This is a genomic window from Polyangium sp. y55x31 (assembly GCF_029946505.1).
Classification (GTDB): Bacteria; Myxococcota_A; Polyangia; order Polyangiales; family Polyangiaceae; genus Polyangium.
In genome coordinates this window covers 29,818-49,298 of sequence record NZ_JARZHG010000007.1, presented here as the reverse complement: position 1 = coordinate 49,298, position 19,481 = coordinate 29,818, and the positions used below count along the sequence as shown (strand labels likewise).

12 protein-coding genes are annotated in these 19,481 nt (G+C 68.1%); 11 read left to right on the top strand and 1 reads right to left on the bottom strand.

Annotated elements, in window-relative coordinates; genetic code table 11:
- Positions 1-14: 14 nt before the first annotated feature.
- Positions 15-1,214 (bottom strand): choice-of-anchor L domain-containing protein, encoded by a 1,200-nt coding sequence (locus tag QHF84_RS15370; RefSeq protein ID WP_281314046.1) that lies wholly within the window; start codon positions 1,212-1,214, stop codon positions 15-17.
- Positions 1,215-1,412: 198 nt separating this feature from the next.
- Here QHF84_RS15370 and QHF84_RS15365 point away from each other — a divergent pair, with 198 nt between their 5' ends.
- The 11 genes from QHF84_RS15365 to QHF84_RS15315 all read left to right on the top strand — a co-directional run bounded on the left by QHF84_RS15365 (position 1,413) and on the right by QHF84_RS15315 (position 19,476).
- Complete coding sequence (locus QHF84_RS15365) at positions 1,413-3,035, top strand: hypothetical protein (RefSeq protein WP_281314045.1); 1,623 nt, start codon at positions 1,413-1,415, stop codon at positions 3,033-3,035.
- A 20-nt stretch (positions 3,036-3,055) separates the two neighbouring features.
- The gene (locus QHF84_RS15360) at positions 3,056-3,463 is read left to right on the top strand and encodes a hypothetical protein (protein WP_281314044.1); all 408 of its coding nucleotides are present in this window, start codon (positions 3,056-3,058) and stop codon (positions 3,461-3,463) included.
- 4 nt (positions 3,464-3,467) lie between these two features.
- Positions 3,468-6,209, top strand: coding sequence for an OmpA family protein (locus QHF84_RS15355; RefSeq protein ID WP_281314043.1), 2,742 nt, complete (start codon positions 3,468-3,470; stop codon positions 6,207-6,209).
- Positions 6,206-6,964, top strand: a complete 759-nt coding sequence (locus tag QHF84_RS15350; RefSeq protein ID WP_281314042.1) for a hypothetical protein — start codon at positions 6,206-6,208, stop codon at positions 6,962-6,964. The genes QHF84_RS15355 and QHF84_RS15350 overlap by 4 nt, the downstream gene beginning before the upstream one ends.
- 42 nt (positions 6,965-7,006) lie before the next feature.
- On the top strand, positions 7,007-9,658 hold the full coding sequence (locus QHF84_RS15345; RefSeq protein ID WP_281314041.1) for an AAA family ATPase: 2,652 nt from the start codon (positions 7,007-7,009) through the stop codon (positions 9,656-9,658).
- Entirely contained in the window at positions 9,655-12,243 is a 2,589-nt protein-coding gene (locus QHF84_RS15340) for a hypothetical protein (RefSeq protein WP_281314040.1), read from the top strand. Before QHF84_RS15345 ends, QHF84_RS15340 begins: the two co-directional genes overlap by 4 nt.
- Positions 12,244-12,313: 70 nt before the next feature.
- On the top strand, positions 12,314-14,722 hold the full coding sequence (gene tssI / locus QHF84_RS15335) for a type VI secretion system tip protein TssI/VgrG (RefSeq protein ID WP_281314039.1): 2,409 nt from the start codon (positions 12,314-12,316) through the stop codon (positions 14,720-14,722).
- The gene (locus tag QHF84_RS15330) at positions 14,719-17,358 is read left to right on the top strand and encodes a DUF2169 domain-containing protein (protein ID WP_281314038.1); all 2,640 of its coding nucleotides are present in this window, start codon (positions 14,719-14,721) and stop codon (positions 17,356-17,358) included. Before tssI ends, QHF84_RS15330 begins: the two co-directional genes overlap by 4 nt.
- Positions 17,355-18,401 carry a pentapeptide repeat-containing protein gene (locus QHF84_RS15325; protein ID WP_281314037.1) on the top strand — a complete coding sequence of 349 codons (1,047 nt, stop codon included), beginning with the start codon at positions 17,355-17,357 and terminating at the stop codon, positions 18,399-18,401. Before QHF84_RS15330 ends, QHF84_RS15325 begins: the two co-directional genes overlap by 4 nt.
- A gap of 14 nt (positions 18,402-18,415) precedes the next feature.
- Entirely contained in the window at positions 18,416-19,078 is a 663-nt protein-coding gene (locus QHF84_RS15320; RefSeq protein ID WP_281314036.1) for a DUF3540 domain-containing protein, read from the top strand.
- 5 nt (positions 19,079-19,083) lie between these two features.
- Positions 19,084-19,476, top strand: a complete 393-nt coding sequence (locus tag QHF84_RS15315; RefSeq protein WP_281314035.1) for a DUF4150 domain-containing protein — start codon at positions 19,084-19,086, stop codon at positions 19,474-19,476.
- The last annotated feature ends 5 nt before the right edge of the window (positions 19,477-19,481 follow it).

The following is a 19,481-nucleotide window of genomic DNA, read 5'->3' as shown; positions in this document are numbered from 1 at the left end:
CCTCACGTTGCCCGTCAGTGCACGAGGCTCACCCACGTATCCATCGCGCTGATGCTACAGCCGAATTTCTTGTGACCGTCCCCGAGGTCGAGCGCCTCGATGATCTGCGCGCAGCTACAGCCGCCGGTCTCCGCAATCGTGTACGACTTTCCGGGGCCGGCGCCGCTCGGTGACGTCGTCTCGAACACGCGATCGCCGTCCGTATCGGCCCAGCGGTTCACCCCGAGCTTCACCGTCGGGACCGACTCTGGCAATACGGTGCCGGGGCAGGCGTCGTCTCCCCAGCAGACCCCGTCGCCGTCGTCGTCCCCGCAGCAAACGGCGCCCTCGTCGACGTCGCCGTCGCAGTCGTCGTCCACCTCGTTGCACGCCTCGGCGGCGCCCGGATGCACGTCGGCGTTCGTGTCGTCGCAATCGTCGCACGAGCTCGCGCCGTCGCCGTCGTCGTCGATCAGGTGGCACGGCACCGTGCCGCTGCAGTCGCTGCCGACGCAGCCATTCAGGCCGGCGATGAAGACGCCGCTGTCGAGGACCTGATCCCCCGCGTCGCAGATGACGATCTCCAGCACGTGGCCCGTCGTTCCGCCGGCGAGCGGGGCGCGCGTCGTCAGGAGGCCCGTCGAGCCGTCGTATTCGGTCTCGGTCGCGGGCGCGACGACGACGGCTCCCGACGAGAAGAACGGGCCATTGATGGTGATGGGGTTTCCCTCGTCGTCGAAAACGACCTGATTGCCGTCGAGGTAGACGGCATAGACGTCGTTGTACATCGACCCGACGTACTCCGGGTACTCCTCGGAGCCGAAGATCGATTGGAACGAAATGCCGTCGAAGCCCGGCGCGAGGTCGAACATGATCGTCAGCTTGGTCGCGTCGAAGCTCTTGAAGCCCGGGATCAGCGCGTCGCAGAGCGGGTCGCCGGCGAGGCCGTTGCTCGCGCCCGTGTTTCCGCCGTCGTTCGGGGGCAGCGCGAGCTGGGCCTGGCCCGTCGTGAGCAGGATGCCGTTTGCAATGCCGAGCGGGCCTTCTTCGTAGGTCGCGACCGCATGGTATTCGCCGCTGTAGGTCGCGGACGTGACGGTGATCGCGCTGCCGCTGCTTTGCATCGTGCTCGCGAGGACGGCGGGGTCGCTGGTCGTCCAGACGGTGAGCGCGGAGGCGCTCGAACCATGGACCATGGCGGCTGCCGCCGCGGATAGAACGACGAGAGGTCTCATGCATGTACTCCGGCGCATCATCGAACGCCGCCATCCGATGCCGCGATTACCACCCACGTGCTGGAATCTCGGCAGGAATTTTTCGCTCCCGCTGCGCGAGGTGTCCACGGCGGAGGGGGGGAAGCCTCACGCGCCGCGCGCCCCGATCCGTTCCTGGACATCGTTCGAGTTTCGATCGTACGATGCCGAAAGAGCGCCGTGAACCAGCACATTCCATTTCCGCGAAACGGCCGCGTCTTCCATCGCCTCACGGGCGCGCTTTGCGTGTCCCTCCTCCTCGCCGGGCTGACGCCCGCCGCGCCCGCGCTCGCCCAGACGGCCCCGGCCGCGGCGCCGAAGCGCACCTCCGGAATGTCCGTTCAGGATCAGCTCGACATGGATATCACGCCCTTGCCCACCGGGTATGGCGCTGTATTCGTGCCGAGCCCGGCGGGGAGGTTGCCCGGCGCGAGCGTGCTCGTGCAGTACGAGGGGGAGACGGTCGCGCGGGGATACATCGGCGAGCGGATCCCCGTACCGCCGGGCCAATATCGCGTGCTCGTGGGATCGGGGCCCGAGGCGCTCCGGGCTTCGAGCGAGGTGACGGTGGTCAAGGGAATGACCGTCACCGCGGCGCAAAATTTCGGTGTGCTCCGCGTGAGCCTCGTCGACGATCGAAAGGCGCCGATCGAGGACAAGTTCGTGGTCGCATCCGCGGACGGGGCCCGCGTGTATGGACCGGTCGCGACCTCGGTCGACAAGGCGGCGAAGCCGGAGGCGCTCATCCTGCCGCCGGGCCGGTACATTTTCGCGCTCGGCACGAACCCGAACGCGAGCGAGAATTCGATCGCGATCCAGGTCGGCGGCGGCGAGCTCATCGAATATCGCGTCGTCGTCGAGGACGGGAAGATCGTGCGGACCGAGTTCGGGCGCCCCGAGGCCGACTACGAGCCGAGCCCGTGGCGCGTGCAATGGGTCATCGGCGCCGACGTCTCGTTTGCCCAGCGGATGAACCAGTTCTCCACGTACAACGGCGATGTCTTCATGGCCGGCGGATTCACGAGCTTCGAGGGCGCCTACGACTCGGGCCGTCACCTCGCCCAGCTCAATGTCGGGGTCGACGAGATGGTCCTTTCGTTGACCTCGCCCGTCGAGCAGGCGTTCCCGCTCCGCAAGGTCGTCGACGAGGTGAGCGCGGAGCTGCTCTACAATTATCGCGTCGTGGGCATCCTCGGCCCGTATGCCCACGCGATGGGATACGCGACCCTCTTCAACACCACGTACCGCGACGAGCAGCCGTATCGGGCGACGACGCGCGACGAGAAGGGCAATGTGGTGAAGGAGGGCGAGTATCTCGCCGGCGACGAGCTCGAGACGTTCGCCGGGGGGTTTCCCCTGTTCTTGCAGGAGGGCGCGGGGTTCGGGACACGTGTCGATTTCCTGGGCATCACGCTGGGCATCCGCGCTGGGGCCGCGATGCGGCAATCGTTTTACGGCGGCGGGCGGTACGTGCAGGCGCGCTCGGGCTCGAACCTCGATCTGATCGCGCTCACGGACTCCTTCGATTACGGCGCGGAGGCGTCGGGGCTCGTCGGGTTCACGTTGTTCAAGGTGCTCTCCGTGAAGAGCCGCCTGGATCTGTTCGTCGACACGGATCAATTCGGCGAATTCCTCGGCGAGACGTACCGGCCCATCTATCGGTGGGACAACATCGCGAGCTTGCGCCTCTCGCGGTTCGCCTCCGTCGTTTACACGGCCGTCCTCCGGCGCGACGCCGCCGCGGTCGAGCCGAACCAGTTCGCCCACACGTTCCGCCTGCGATTGCAGGCGGCCATCTTCTGACCGGAGGCCTTGGGACGCCCATGCATTCGCTCGTTCGTCGCTCCCGAGGAATCGTCCTTGCCGCGCTTTTCGGCGCTTCCCTGGCCGCGCTCGGCGGCTGCGGTCGCAATTACGGGCCCTATCCGGCCACGGCGCTCGAAGTGAACGAGCGGATTCTGCGCGTCCGCGGCGCCTTCGAGAAGGTGAAGGCCGATCCGCTCGCGAACGAGGTCCGGCTCGATTTGCAGCGTGCCGAGACGTGGATCGTCACGGCCGAGGCCGAGGCCAAGGAAGGCAAGGTCGACGAGCGGGCCGACCTCTATCTCACCACCGCCGAGGGCCAGCTCTCGATGATCCAGACGCATTACGCGCGCCGGCGGGCGGAGGACAAACTCGCGAAGCGCCGGGAGCAGGCGCTCGCGCCTTCGGCCGATGAAACCTCGGAGTGATGGCATGACACGATCACGCTTTCTTTCGCGGCTCTCGGGCGCCTTCCTCCGCGCGGCGCGTGTCGCTCCTGCTTTGCTTCTCGCGGCGTGCGCGTCGGCGCCGCCTCCGGCCCCGCTCGCCGAGGCGGATCGGCTCCTCGCGCGCAAGGATGCCGGCGATATCAAGATCGCCCGGCCCGAGCTCGTGGCGGAGGCGCGTGATTTGCTGCGTCGCGCGAAGTCGGCGCATGGCATCGGCGACTCCGAGCGAGCGGCGCTCTACGCGTACCAGGCCATCCAGATCTTCACGTCCGCGAAAAACCTGGCCGAGCGTGACGAGGCGGAGCGGCTTTTGCGGGTCGTCGACAAGGCCGCGGGCGCGAGCGAGGAGGAGCGCCGCACAATCGAGCTGGAGGCGCGGCTCCGGAATCTCGAAGAGCAAAGCAAGAGCTCGCCCGAGGCGGCCCGGGCCATGCGGGCCATCGACAGAGCGCGCGAGCAGCAAGCGGCGGCGCTCGAAAAAGGCGCGACCGGGGGTTCCGCCGGGGTCTACTTCCAGCAGGGGCAGGCATTGCTGGAGGTCGCCATCGATGCCTTCGAGGTGAAGTCGTACGCGGAGGCGGCAAATGCGGGGCAGTCCGCCGCGGCTTCGTTCGTGTCGGCGATCGGCAGCGTTTCGGACAAGGAAAAAGGCGCGGCGACGGCTGCGGGGCCGGAGCCGAAGCGCGCAGAGGAGACGGTTGCGCCGTCCGTCGCGCCGCCGAACGCCGAGGCGCCACGAGCCGCCCCGCCGCGCACGCGTGCGGGTGTGACGCGCGGGGCCGCGCCGTCGATCGAAGAGCTCGCGGACCGGACGCTCGTGTCGCTGGAGCTCCGGCGCGCGGAGGCGCTCGGCGAGCTGAAAGATCAGCGATGCCCGGGGCCCTTCCGAGAGATGGAGGCGATGCTCGCGCTCGCGCAGAAGCGATTCCAGGTCGCCGATTACGAGCACGCCTACGAGTATGCGCTGCGCGCGGACGAGCGATTCCGCGCCTGCGACAAGCTCGGAACGGTGGCAACCCTGATTCCGGCGGCCCCCGCGGCGGCGCAGGCGAGCCAGCGGCGCGCGGAGGACGCGGAGGAGACGGCGCGCAAGAAGGCCGTCGTGGCGATTCAGAAGGCGCAAGTCGAGAGCGCGCGGGCCCAGGCCGTGAATCCCAACGATCCGGGGGTTCTGCAGGGCAACCTGCTGCTCTCGAATGCGGATACCTGGCTCGGGAGACGATCGTACGAGGAGGCGGAGGATTTCGCCAATCGCGCGCTCGTCGTGCTTTCCAAGGTGAAGGCGCCGGAACCCCCGAAGGTCGCGACGAAGCCCGCCGCGCCCGCGACAGCGCCTGCTGCGCGACCTGCGAGTGCGCCACAGCCGACGCAGCCGCAGCCGGCGCAACCGCGGCCCACGCAGCCGCAGGGCCAGGCCCCCGTTTATGTCGTCCAGGCGCCGCCGCCCGTGCCGCCGGCCCCGCCGGGGACCACGGTGCGTATCGTCGACGAAAGGTCGGCGGCGCGCGAGGAGCAATTCCTCGCGGCACGCATGCAGCAAATGGAGCAAGCGCTCGCGCAACTCGCCCAGCAAAAGCAGGGGCCCGTCGACGCCTCGTGGCGTCCTGCCTACGAGCGGGTGTTCCGGGCGCTCTCGCTACGCGACCGCGCGAAGCTCCGATCCCCCGACGCGAAAAAGCGGCTGGAGGAGGCGGACGCGCTCCTCGCGCAGTCGCGCGCAGCCTGGCAAGCGAAACGTTTTGCCGACGCGATGCGCCTCGCCGATGAAGCATCCGCCATTCTCGAACCACTGGCGGAGGTGACGGCGGAGCGGGGAAGCCCCGAGGAAATCGAGGAGCGCACGAGGAAGGCCGACGGGCTCATTCGCGAGGCGAGCGTGGGGCAGCAGGTCTGCGAGAAGGAGGCGTGCGGCGAGCGTGACCTCGCGGGGTACGCGACGGCGAAGGAGCTGCTCGCGTCGGCGCGCCAGGCCTACGTCGACCGGCGCTTCGGGTATGCGATCGAGCTCGCCGGCAAGGCCAAGGAGCAATTCTCGGCCGCGCTGCAGAAGCCCAAGAAGGACGCGTCGGATCCGAAGATCGAAGCCGAGAAGCTCGAAGCGCTGCGCGAAGCGGCGGACAGCTCGCTGCGCGAGGCGAACATCACGAAGAAGATCTGCGATACCCGGAATTGCCGCGCGATCGACGGTGAGGCGTGGATCCGGGCGACCGAATACATGGCCTCGGCCCAGGCCGCCTACGTCGACAAACGGTACGAGGTCGTCAAGGATCTCGCGGACAAGGCCGACAAGATCTTCAAGGATACGATTGCCAAGCAGCCGGAGTTCCTCATGCCGGCCGGCGTGACGCGGGTGGCGCGGTTCGGCACGCAGCTCCGCTTGAATCCGCCGGTGAAGTTCTCGAAGGGGACGACGCTCACGCCCGCGAGCGAGGTCTCCCTCGACGAGCTCGCCAAGGTGCTGATCGAGAACAAGGCCGTGTTCAAGCGCATATCGCTGATCGGCTTCACGGATAGCTGGGGGGCCGGCGCGACGAACAAGAAGCTCTCGGCCGACCGGGCCGCGGCGGTGCGCGACGCGCTCATTCAGCGCGGCGTCTCCGCGGATCTGTTGACCTCGGACGGGCGCGGCGGGGAAAACCCGATCGCGAACAACAACACCCCGCAAGGCCGCGAGGAGAATCGACGGATCGAGATCCACATGGAGCTGGTCGAGGGCATCAAATGAGCAGAAGGACCAAGCGCCTCGCTGCCTCCGCGCTCGCTGTCGCGGCCTGCATGGCCGTCCCGCTCGCGGCCGCGGCGCAGCCCGATCCCTTCGCCGATTACGAGGCGATGAAGCGCGGACAAGCCCCGCCACCCCCGCCCGCGGCCCCGCTGCCCGCCGTGGCGCCGATTCCCTCGCCCGAGCCCGAGGTCTCCACCGCGCCGTGGAAATGGTCTTTCGGCGGGAGGAGCGCGTTCAGCTACACGGGCATCTCGAACGACACGCTGCTCGACCAGGACCAGAGCAATACCACGCTGTTCTTCCGGCTGACGCCCACGGTGGGACTCACGGTGCACGAGCGGGTGCTCGTCTCCGCCTCCTTCGGCCTGCTCGGAAACAACCTCACGCGCGAGGACGGCAGCAATGCGACCGCGGTCGCGGCGCTGCTCGAGTTCACCGGCCATTACATCCTGCCCGTCACGCGGCGGCTCGCATTCATGCCGGGCCTCGGCGTGGGGCCGTATTTCGGCTCGAACGACCGCACGCTCAGGCTCCCTGACGGTCGCAAGGTCGACGAGGCGTCGAGCACGTTCGGCGTCGCGATGTCGGTCTATGCAATGTTCGGGTATCAGCTCTCGCAGACCCTCTCGGTGCGGACCGGCATCGCGCTCTACAGCCTGTTCCAGACCGAGCGCGTCGAGAGCGCGGACAAGCGCCTCGGGGCCTCGGCCGTGCACGTGGGGCTGCCGATCGAGATTCATTTCCACGTCCTCTAAGGCCTTTACCTCGGCCCCCCGGGGCCGCTAGGCTCGGCCGCGATGGTCGATCCGATCCGCCTCGAAGCCGCCTCCCATCGCTTCCGCGCCTTCTTCGACGAGCTGCATCACATCTTCCTCGAGCGCGACGATTTGCTCCTCCAGCTCGCGCTCGCGCTCCTCTCGCGCGAGCACCTGCTCGTCACCGGCCCGCCGGGGACAGCGAAGAGCCAGCTCGCCTCCGCGGTCTTCGGGCGGATCCTCGACGAGGAGACGGGCGAGCCGAGCCTGTACGCGCGGCAGATCGGCGAGAGCACGGTCCAGACCGATCTCATCGGCCCCATCGATTTCAAGACGCTCATGGAGACGGGGCGCACCGAGCATTTCACCGACGAGGGGATGCTCGGCGCCGTCCACGCCTTTCTCGACGAGATCTTCGACGGCCGCGACATGCTGCTCCGCTCGGCGCTGAACGTGCTGCACGAGCGCGAGGTGAAGCAAGGCGGGCGGGTGAGGCGCGGCCGCATCGAGTGCGCATTGATGACGACGAACCGGTACATCGCCGATGTGCTGGAGGGCTCGCGGGAGACGCTGCTCGCGTTCGTCGATCGTATCGCGTTCGTCTCGTTCGTCCCGCGTGGGTTCGCCGATCCGAATCGGCTCGGGCTCGTGCTGCGCCGTCATGTCGGCGGTTCGTCCCGGCCGCTGCTCGAATCCACGTTGAGCGTCCAGGACCTCGATGCTTTGCAGCACCTCGTCGACGAGGTCCACGTCTCCGATCCGGTCTGCGACGGCCTCGCGACGCTGCTCGAGCGCTTCGATCGCGAACTCAACGCCGCCGTGCGCGCCGATCCGGCCTTCGTCCCGACACGTTACATCTCCACGCGCACGGCCGTTCGTTCGGGCCGCGTGCTCCGGGCGGCCGTGGTCGCCGATCGCATCCTCCACAACCCGAAGCGCGCGCTGGAGGTCCTGCCGTCCGATTTCAAATGGCTGCGGTTGCACCTCTTGCTCTCGGGCCCCACGCCCGACCAGACCGAGGCGCTGATCGGCCGCGAGAGTGATCCGAACGAGCGGCGGCAGCTCGGGATCGTGCGCACCGAGCGATCGATCTTCGAATCGTGCCTCGCGCAGATGCCGCCCATTCACGTAAAACCCCGGCCCACCGCGAGCGAGGCGCCTCCGAAGCCCGACGCCGTGACCGTTCCGGCGGACGGGGGCAAAAAGAAGAAGCGCAAATCGGAGCCGCCCCCGGCGCCCGAGGACAAACCTCGCGTGATGGTCGATCAGGCCATTGCCTCGGGGGACGCGACGCGTTTGCTCGCCGTGATGCGCGAGCTCGGGGCGCAGGCGCGCGCGGGGTCGATCGACGCGGCGCGCGCGGCTGTGCTTGTGAAGGAGGCGACGGCGGCGCTCACGGCGCTCGTGCTGCGTCGTGGGATCGACGCGGCCGCGGGCGGAGGGACCAGGCCGATCAGCGAGGTCGTGAGGGATCTGTCGCGCCTCGCGATCGAAATCGAGGACGGCACGGCCGGGACGCGGGCGATGGCGCGCTGGCTGCGCGGACGGGCGCTCGTGATGGTCGACGAGGCCGCGGGACACGCGGCGGGCGCTTCCTCGACGGATCTCGTCGCGTCGATCATCGATGATGGGACCGAGGCGCAAGGAAGGGCGCGCGCGCGAATCGAGGCGCTCGAATCGCTCTACGAGCTCCGGCGCGATTTGCTCGGCCAGGGCGCGGTGCACGAGACGGGCGAGGAAAAAGCCTGGCAACGCGCCGTGGTCGCGGCCGAGGACGATATCACGATCCTGCTCGACATCTCGCTGCGTCGCGTGGTCACGAGCGCGCTCGAGAGCGCGCCCTCGCGCCGGCTCGCCGAGGTGCTCGCGGCGATCGCGCCCGAGCTCGATCGGCTCGACGTGATGGCGACGCGCCTCGAACGCGTGCGTGGCGCGCCCTCGATGCTCAAAGCGAAGGTCACGGGCCCGCGCCTCGGCGCGCTGATCGAGGCGGTGTTCAAGGGCTTCGATGCGCACGACCGGCCCGCGCTCGTGCGTGAGGTCGAGGCGCTCGTCTCCGTGCTCGGAAAAGCCGGGCTCGCGCGGGCGATCGCCGCCGAGGCGTTCCTCGGCTGGGCAGCCGAGGCGCTCCTGCGCGGGGACGTGGCGCCGAATGTCGGCCAGGGACAAACCCACGATCACGACGGATATCGCCGCCTCCGCGCGGCCGAGCAACGCGTGTCCTCGGCGTACACGCTCGCCGAGATCGCGCTCGTCGTTGCGCCGGAAGGCGTGCGGGACGCGCCCTCGCCCGCGGAGGCGGCCGCGGCGATCGCGTCCGCGTGCGGCAAGCTGCCGGAGGAGGTGCGCGGGCGGGTCGTCGCCGGGGATCTCGCGCGGATCGGGCGGGCGCTCGATTACCTCGAACGATTCTGGCGGGACCTCGAAGAACGCGCGGGCGACGCGGAGGCGCGCCTGCGTGAAATCGTGCAATCGAGGTTCTTCGATCTTCTGTGGGACGAAGGCGCGCTCACGCGGTTTGCCCTCGAAGCGCGGAACGTGGCCGAGGTGTTCCCGGCGCATGCGGCCGAGATCGACGCCGTGCGCAGCCGCATCGACGCCCTCGACGCAAGGACACGCACCACGGTGACCGAGCTCTTCCGGCGGCGCTCGGACGCCGCGTGGGCACAAGCGCTTCGTGTCGGGAACGCATGAGGGACGAAGCGCTCTCCCCGCTCGGCGAGCGTATCGAGCAGCTCACGGCGCGGCCGCACGACGTGCGCGCGCCGCTCGTGCGTATCGCGCGGCCGCTCCTGCGGGCGCTCGGGTATCGCCCGGCGCTGCGCACGGCGCGCGTGACGGCGCTGCTCGATGCGCTGCGCGCGCCCGGGGGCAAACCCGTGCCCGAGGAGCTGCTCACGGGCGCCGTGCGCGAGCTCGAAGACAATGTGATCGCGCTCGAACGAACGCTCGTGGTGCACGGGCGCGTGCCGCTCGCGCACGCCGCGTGGGTGCGTCGGCTCTACGAGGTCACGGTGCGGGCCTCGCGCGCCGCGCGGGATCAGAAAAACGAAGCTGCGCGCCGGATCGCGGCCGCGCTCGATCCGGTGCGGATCGCGCCGCCGCTCGCCATCACGCCTCGCACGCCCGGTGAAACGAGCGAGAAGGACAAACCCAAGAAGAAGGCCGGCAAAGACGAGCCGGCCGCGCCGGAGGCCTCCGAGGAGGCGGACACCTTTTTGGACAAACCCCTCTCGGCCGAGGAGGAGCGCCTCGTCGAGGTGGAGCTGCTCGCGATCGATCACCTGCTCGACGCGGCGCGGGGCGAGAAGGAGTTTCTCTCGCGCAAGCGCCGCCTGCTCGAAGCCGCGCGCAAGCTCCTGCTCGACGCGTCCGCGGCGCTGCCGCTCGGCAAGGAGGGCGTGGAGGTGCGCAGGCGCCACCTCGCCATGGAAATCGCGCGGATCGATCGGCTCGAAGCCGCGGGGCTCTCGCCGCACCGCGGGCTCTTGCATCAGGCGAAGGACGCCCTCGCGCGGGGCGAACGGCAAAGGCTCCACGCCGCGCTCGTCGCGCTCGACGGCGTCTCGCTCGCGGCCGGGGACGAGGCGCTTTCCGTCGCGACGTCACGCGCGCGTCAAAAGCTCGGCGAAGGCGAAGGCGAGGATCCCGAGGTCGACAAACTCCGCAGCTTGCGCCAATCGAGTGAGGAGATGTTCGGCAGCGCGGCGATGGCCGCGATCGCGGAAGGGTACGTCACGGCGCGTAAATCGCAGGCGAAGTCGCCAAAAGGCGAGAGCGACGAGGACAAGAAGTACCGCATGCTCGCGCTCCAATGGCTCGCGCCCGAGAACGAGGCCGAGACGCACGCGGCGCTCTGCGCGATCGACGGCACGGTCGACGTCGGCGTCCCGCTCGCGCCCGTGCGCGTGACCGAGGTCGAGACGCGCGTGCGCCTCGTCCGCCATCCAACGCCGGATCTCTTGCTCATGCCTGCGCGCGACGTGCTGGACATCCCGCACGCGGTCATCGAAGATCCGCGCACGGTCCTGCTCGCGCTCGCCGAGGGGCGGCTGCTCGCGCGGCGTTACGTCGAGCAGGAGGTCAAGAAGCGGACGCGGACGCGCCTCGTGGGCGAGGCGCGCATCTACGTGCTCGATGGGTCGAGCTCGATGCTCGAAGACGGAAAGAAGGGCGCGCGGGCGCGGGTGCGGGACGCGATTTTGCTCGCGGAGCTCGGCATGCTGGTGAAGCGGTTCGCCGAGGGGGATCGATCGACGCGCCTCACCCTGCATTATCGATATTTCACCAAGAAGATCGGTCCGATCGCGCGGGTCGGCAATGGCAAGGAAGCGATTGCGGCGATGGCCGACGTCGTCGGGAGGGTGCGCAAGGGCGGCACGGACATCGAGAATGCGCTCTTGTCGAGCTTCGAGCAGATCCGCGCGGCGAAGGACGAGGATCCGGATCTCGCGCGGGCGCAGATCGTGCTCGTGACCGACGGCGACGCCGTGGTGCGCGAAGACGTGATCCAGGCCGCGCGGGAGAAGGTCGGGGACGTGCCGATCGCCGTGAGCGTGGTCGCGCTAGGGGAGGAAAACGTGGCGCTGCGGGCGCTCGTGGCGCGGCAGCGGGCGCGCGGGGAGCGGGCATTTTATCATTTCCTCGACGACGACGCGCTCGTCGAGATCTGCGAGGGCAAGCTCTTCACGGGGCCGAAGATCCACGTGGAAGGCCCGCCGGACGAAAAGAACCTTTCGGTCGAGGCGCGGGCCGCGCGGCTGCGCGCCGAGCTCGGCGGGCTCGTGGACGAGCTCGGCGCGCTCGCCGAGAAACGAAGCGTCGCGGCGATCGAAGCGCTCGCGGCCGAGGCGGATGCGAGCGCGGAGGCGTCCCGCGCGGAGGCGGCGCTCGGGGTCCCGGCGGATACGGCGGCGAAGGGGGAGGGATCGAAGGCGCTGCGCGAGGCGATCGAGAAGGATCGGCGGGCGCTCGAAGGACGATTTTTGCGGTGGTTTCCGGCGCCGGCCGCGGAAGGCGACGAGAATGCAACAGCCCGCTCGTCCGATTGCGAGGCCGTGATCGTCGTCCTCTCGACGATCGCCGAGGTGGTGGCCGATTTCGGCGGTTCGGATCTCTCGCGGCGGGCCGAGGCGATCGATCTCTTGGAGCGGCTCCTGCCGGACGCCATGCTCACGCCGGCGCGGTGGTTCGCGGTGATGCGCGACGAAGCGAGCGCGGTCGCAAATGCGATGCGGACGGTGCATGCGGCCGTGACGGGGCCGCGCAGCGTCGTCTAGCGGGGCGGGTGGGCCGAGGGTTTTCCCTTCTCATGCGGCACGGCCGTGATCTATCCTCCCGTGCGAGCTTATGGCGGACCTCATCACCCTGGAATCGAGCGCACTCCCCGAGAACAGCCGCGTCGCCACGTTTCGAGGCGTGGAGGGCATCTCGCGGCCCTACGAGTTCGAGGTCATGGTCGTGGTCGAGGAGGCCGACGGCGAGGAAATCGACCTCGCGGACGGCATCGGCGGCAAGGCACGGCTCGTGCTCGATCGCGCCGACGACAAGCTCCCGCCCTTCATCCTCGCGGGGATCCTCGGCGGCCTCGAACACCTGCACAGCTACGGCGGTCGATCGCTCGTCCGCGCCGTGATCGTGCCGCGCCTCTGGACCCTCGGGCTCTCGCGTCACTCGCGCAACTTCACGAAGAAGAGCGTGCCCGAGATCATCCAGGCGATCCTCGAGGACAATGGCTTCACGTCGGACGACTTCGAGATTCGACTGACGGGGTACGGCAAGGAAGAGCACGTCTGCCAGTATCAGGAGAGCGACCTCGCGTTCATCTCGCGGTGGATGGAGCGCGAGGGCATTTATTATTATTTCGAGCACTCGGAGAACGGCGAGAAGCTCATCATCTGCGACGCCGAGGGTTACCCCGAGGAGCCGCTCGGCGCGCCGGTGCGGTATTTCCCGCAGACGGGCATGGATCGCAGCGCGGGCCCGTCGTTCCGCACGTTCCGGGCGCGCCACGCCTCGCTGCCGGCCGTGGTCAAGCTGAAGGATTACGATTACGCGAAGCCGAACCTCGACGTGTCGGGGCAGGCTTCGGTCTCGCAGCACGGCACGGCGGAGGTGACGGTGCACGGCGCGCGGTTCTTCTCGCCGAGCGACGGAAAGCGGCTCGCGCAGATCCGCGCCGAGGAGATGCTCGCCCGCCAGGTCGTCTTCCGGGCGACGGGCACGCGCTCCCACCTGCGGAGCGGCCATACCTTCGAGCTCGACGAGCACCCGAAGCCCTCGTTCAACAAGAAGTACCTGGCCGTCGAAGTGCACCATTACGGCAACCAGGCCGCCGGGCACACCCAGTGGAAAGAGCTGATGGAGCTCGAGCACGAGGAGGTGTATTTCGTCGAGGTCGACGCGATCCCCGCCAACGTCCAGTTCCGGCCCGAATGCCGCACGCCGTGGCCGCGCATCTTCGGCGTGGAGAACGGCATCGTCGACGGCGCGGCCGACAGCGAGTACGCGCAGATCGACGATCAGGGCCGTTACCTCGTCAAGTTCAAGTACGACGAGAGCAACCTGAAGCAGGGCAATGCCTCGACGTTCGTGCGCATGATGCAGCCGCACGGCGGCGGCATCGAGGGTTTTCACTTCCCGCTGCGCAAGGGGACCGAGGTGGTGTTCACGTTCCTCGGCGGCGATCCGGATCGCCCGGTGATCAGCGGCGTCGTGCCGAACGCGCTCACGCCGAGCCCGGTCACGAGCGGCAACCACACGAAAAACGTCATTCAGACGGGCGGCAGAAACCGGTTCGAACTCGAGGATCTCGCCGGGCAGCAGCGCGTGACCTTGTCGACGCCGTATTCGAATACGTACCTCCGGATGGGCTCGCCGAACGAGGAGCACGAGCTCATCGTGAAGACGGACGACAATACGTTGCTCCACGCCGGCAAGGATTACGACCAGACCGTGGGCATGAACGGCGGCGGCAACTGGACCGTCGAGGTCTGCGACCATTGGAAGTCGACGATCGGCGGCGGCATGTTCCTCGGCGTGGGCGTGGCGCTCGGCGGCGACCCGGCCGACGGGTGCATGACGATCGTGGCGAACCAGCACATAAGCATGACGTCGAACACCGGGAATTACACGCTCACGGTGACCGCGGGCAACTGGACCACGCGTGTGCCCGCGGGTTCGATGTCCACGACGACGAAGGGCGATTACACGGTCACGGTCACGTCGAACAACACGAAGTTCGACACGAATGGCAAGACCGAGGTCCTGAGCAAGGGATTGGTCAAGGTCGAGTCGAGCGGCGAGACGATGGACCTCCTGAGCAAGGGGAACATGACGATGAAATCGTCCGGCGGCAACGTCACGATCGACGCGACGGCCGGGCGCATGGACGTCACGGCGAAGTCGGAGATCCTGATCAAGGCCCCGAAGGTCGAGACGAAGAGTACGTCCGAGATCCACGAGATCCTCGGTCAGGAAATGACGGTGAAGGGCTCCCAGTTCGAGACGTTCCTCGGCATCAAGAACGAGAACATCATCGGGCTCAAAATGGAGGGGCTCCTGGGCGGGAAGGTCGAGGCGGTCCTCGCCCTGGAGGTCGGGTTCGCCGCGACCTTGTCGCTCATCGACAAGGTCGCCGAGTTCGAGCTCAAGAAGGGCAAGATCGTAAAGAAAGAGGCCGAGCTCGGTTCGGTGAGCATCACGCTCATCCAGCAGAGCGTGACCATCACCCAGGTCGGCATTTTCATGCTCGCATGAAGACCATCAAGCCCCTCCGCCTCGGCGTCATGACCGGCGTCTTCGAGGCGCGCCGCGAGCCCCATTTCGTCGTTTCGCTTCTCGCGGGCTTCACGCTCGACGAGGAGCCCTCGCTCATCCCCGAGGCCGCGCTCTGGCTCTCCATCACGAAGGAGCTCGGGCCGAACGTGCCGCTCGACGTGTGCCGCCCGAAGCCGAACGGCGAGGTGCTCTTGAGCGGCAAAGCGTATCCGCCCGGAGGCCCCGCGCCGGTTTGTCCGGTGCGTTTGAAGGTCGGCGCCATCGACAAACGGCTGGCCGTCTTCGGCGATCGCGCCTGGAAGCTCGGCGTACCCTCGGAGCCCGCGCCGTTCACCGAGATGCCTCTCACGTGGTCGCGGGCGTTCGGCGGCAAGGGGTTTTCGAAAAACCCCATCGGCCGGGGATATGCGCCGGAGAAGACCGAGAGCGGCGGCGAGGTGCATTTCCTGCCGAACGTGGAGAATCCGAAGCGGCTCGTGAAAGCGCCGGGGGATCGACCCGAGCCGGCGACGTTTGGTCCCGCGGACCTCACCCTGCCGGAGCGGTGGGCGAACGCGGGCACGTACGACAAGAAATGGCTCGACAACGAGGCGCCCGGGATGCCCAGCGATTTCGACTGGAGCTTCTTCAACGTCGCCCCGCCCGATCAGCGCATCGAAGGGTTTTTCTCGGGGGGCGAGCCGATCGAGCTCGAAAATGTGCACCCCGAGCGGGCGCGGATCGTCTCGCGCGTCCCCGAGGTCGTGGGCCGCGCGTTCATCACCCAGAAGACGCCCCGCGGCGAGGAATGGGTGGAGGTGGCCTTGCGCATGGAGACGGTGCACCTCTTGCCCGGCGCGCTGCTCGGGATCCTGATCTTCCGCGGCGTCGTGAAGATCGCCGAGGATGACGCGAAGGACGTGCTCCATTTCCTCGGCGCGCTCGACGCGAAGGATCAGAAGCGAAGCTCCGCGTATTACCAGGAGGTCTTCGCGCGTCGCATGGACAAGGAGAAGGGGCATCTGCACGCCCTGCGCGATCGCGAGCTTTTGCCCATCGGCGCGTCGTATGCGGCATTCCGCGCGGACGAGGTGGGGCTGCCAGGGACCACGACCGAGCGGCTCGTATCGAAGAACCTGCGCGCGGGGATGGAGGCGCGGCTCGCCGAGGTGGACAAGAACCTCGACGATTTCCCCGACAGCAAGAAAAACGCGAAGGTGCCGCAGGCATTGCCGCCCGAGGCCCCGCTGCCCGACGTCGACGACATGGCCGAGCACGTCGAGCAGATGGAAAAGGAAATGGACAAGGCCCGCGAGCAGGTGAAGAAGCAGCGGGACGAGGCGATCGCGAACGCCCGCGCGCGGTGCGAGGCGGCCGGGCTCGATTACGACGAGCAGATGCGAAAGGCCCAGGCGGAGGCGGCCGGGCCGCCGAAGTTCTCCGCCGACGCCCAGCTCGCCGAGTTCCGGGCCCTCGCGAAGCGATACCGCGACGAGGGGACGCCCAGCGAGACGCTCGAAGCCCACCTCGCGGACCCCGAGTTCGAGCAGAAGCTCCGATTCACCGAGAAGAAGTTGCGGGAGATGTACCAGCGGTTCGCCCATCATTATCCGCGGGCGGGGTCGCTCTCCGGCGAGCCGATGGAGCGGGCGCGGGCGATGGTGGTCGAAGCACGGGCGACGGGGCAATCGCTCGCCGGGCGGGATTTGACGGGCGCTTCGCTCGAAGGAATGGATCTCTCGGGCATGGACCTCGAAGGCGCCATGCTCGAAAACGCGAATCTGCGGGGGACCGTGCTTCGGAAAGCGCGGCTCGGGGGCGCGGTGCTCGCGCGGGCGGACCTCACCGGGGCCGATCTCGAAGAAGCGCAGCTTGTCGAGACGAACCTCGGCGCGGCCACGCTCACGGGCGCGAAGCTCGCGAAGGCCGCGCTCGCGCAGGCCACGCTGGACAAGGCAAACCTCGCGGGCGCCGATTTTTCGGGCGCCGATCTCGCGGGCGCGTCGCTCCTCGAGGCGACGTTCGGCGACGTCGTGCTCCGTCGAGTCACGCTCGCGGGGGCGCGGCTGCTCGAAGCGCGCCTCGCCGACGTGGACTTCTCCGAGGCGGAGCTCTCGGGCGTGACGTTCCTCGAATGTGACCTCTCGGGCGCGCGAATGACGGGGGCGAAGCTCGTCTCGGCCGTGTTCTTGCGGTGCAAGGCGAAGGGCGCGAACCTCGACAAGGCGACGCTCGACAATGCACGGTTCGTCGAGGAGAGCGATTTTTCGGGCGCCTCGTTCCGGGGCGCCACGTTCGTCGAGGCAAACCTGCGCGGGACGGCGCTCGTCGAGGCGGATCTGACGGAGGCGAAGATCGACCGCGGCGACCTCAGCGAATGTGATCTACGGGGCGCGAAGCTCGATCGCATTCGCGCACGCGAGTCGCGCTGGGTGCGGACGAACCTCGACAAGGCGACGCTACGCGGGGCGGACCTCATGCTCGCGGTCATGCAAAAGGCGAAGGTCGCCGGGGCCGATTTCCGCGGCGCGAGCCTGTTCCGGGCCGATCTTGCGCGGATGAAGGGCGACGACAAGACGAGCTTCGACGCGGCGAACGTGACGCAGGTGCGCTTCGTGCGGGAGGGCGGCGCGTGAACAAGGAAGAGCTCGAGCGCCTCGTCGGGCGCGGAGAGGTGCTGAATCGGCTGGATTTCTCGGGGCTCGACCTCCGGGGCGCGTCCATCGGGGGGCTCATCGCCGAGGAGAGCAAGTTTGCCGGGGCGAACCTCGCGGGGGCGAACCTGCGCGAGGTGATCGTGCATCGGACCGATCTCCGAGGCGTGAACCTCGCGGGCGTGGATGCGCGCCACGCGTCGTTCGTGGAGTGCAATCTCGAAGGCGTTTCGTTCGAGGACACGAACCTCTCGTTCGCCAATTTCAACAAATGCAACCTGGCGGGCGCGACGTTCGAGCGCACGAAGGTGCACAATACGAACATCCTCGACGGAAAGCTCGAAGGCGCGAGCTTCGTGGACGTCGTGCTCGATCGGTCGAGCCTGGTCGCGTGTGATCTCGCGGGCCTCAGGCTCACGCGCAGCGTGCTCCGACAAACGGCCGTGCTGAAGACGGATCTGCGCAAGGTCGTCCTCGAAAAGGCGCGCTTCGAGACGGCCGTGCTCGTGGGATCGAACCTCGCGGGGATGTCGCTGCCGGGTGTGGATTTTGGTCTGACGCAGCTCATGGACTGTGATCTCCGCGGGGCCGATCTTTCGGGCGCGCACCTCGTGCAGGCCAATTTCAAGGGCGCCGATCTCTCGGGTGCGAACCTCGACGACGTGAACGCGAAGAATTCGCTCTTCGTGGAGGCGAAGCTCGTCTCCGCGCGGGCGCGCCGCGGCGATTTTCATCAGGCGATCTTCGTCGACGCGGACCTCTCGGGGGCGAATTTCGCGAAAGCCAAGCTCGTCCAGTGCATCTTCCACCGCGCCCACTGCGTGGGGGCGCTCCTGCCCGCCGCGGACCTCACGTACGCCGATTTTTCGAACGCCGACGTGTCGAAGGCCGATTTCTCTGGCGCGACCTTGTTCCGGGCCAAGTTCCACCGCACCGTGGAGGCCCAGGCCATTTTCACGGATCGTGCGCTCGCGCTGGGCGACGATCGCGAGCTCGCAAAGGCGGAGAGCTTCGTTCCAAGCTGAAGGAGTGGTTTGTCATGAATTTCGAGCCGCAACGAAAGCGAACGACATCCCCCCGAGGCCGCGCCGTCCAGGAGGTCGGGACGGTGCACGGCATCGAGGGAGAGCTCATCCGGGTCGAGGTCGAAGGCGACATGCTCGTCGCGCGGCGCGCGGCGAGCTGCCTGCTCGCGCCGACCGCAGGCGACGCCGTGCTCGTCGTGCTCCTCGAGAGCGGCGCGGCGTACGTGCTCGCGGTGCTGGAGCGGGACGCCGAGGCGAGCTCGCGGATCGTCCTCGAAGGGGACGCCTCGATCGAAGCGCCTTCCGGCAAGGTCCGCGTGCTCTCGCGCGAGGGCGTGGAGGTCGTGACCGAGCAGGAGATCAGCATGATCGCCGGGCGCGCCACCATTCAAGCGGCCGACGCCGCCGTGTCCGCCGAGCGCCTCGGCATTTTCACGAATGCGGTGAATGCCGAGGTCGGCGTCGTGAAGGTCGTGGCCGAGGCGCTCGATTCGATCGCGGATCGCATCTTCCAGAAGGCGAAGCGCGTCTATCGCGTCGTGACCGAGCAGGACAATCTCCGCGCCGAGAGCATCGATCACGCGGCCAAGCGCACGCTGAGCATGCGCGCCGAGCACGCGATCGTGATGGCGAAGGAGCTCGTGAAGGTCGACGGCGAGCAGATCCACCTGGGGTGACGGCCATGTTCGCGAATACGCAGATGATGGGAATGGATCTCGGGTTTCCGGACGTGTGCCTCACGCCCATGCCCGCGCCCACGCCGGTTCCTTATCCGAACATCGCGGTCGGGGTGATGGCCGTCTCGGCCTGTTACAAGGTCCTCTTCACGTGCACACCCTCGCACAACATGACGACGACCGTCCCCATGACGAACGGCGATAACGCGGGCGTCGCGATGGGCGTGGCGTCGGGGACGGTGATGGGGCCATCGCGGCACCTGACGGCCGCGTTCCGTGTCCTCGTCGGCGGAATCCCGGCGACACGCATGACCAGCATGGCCCTGCAGAATTCGACAAATTGCCCCGGCATGCGGATCGTGCCGAGCCAGCCGAAGGTGCTCTTGCTCGCGCCGTGAGGCGC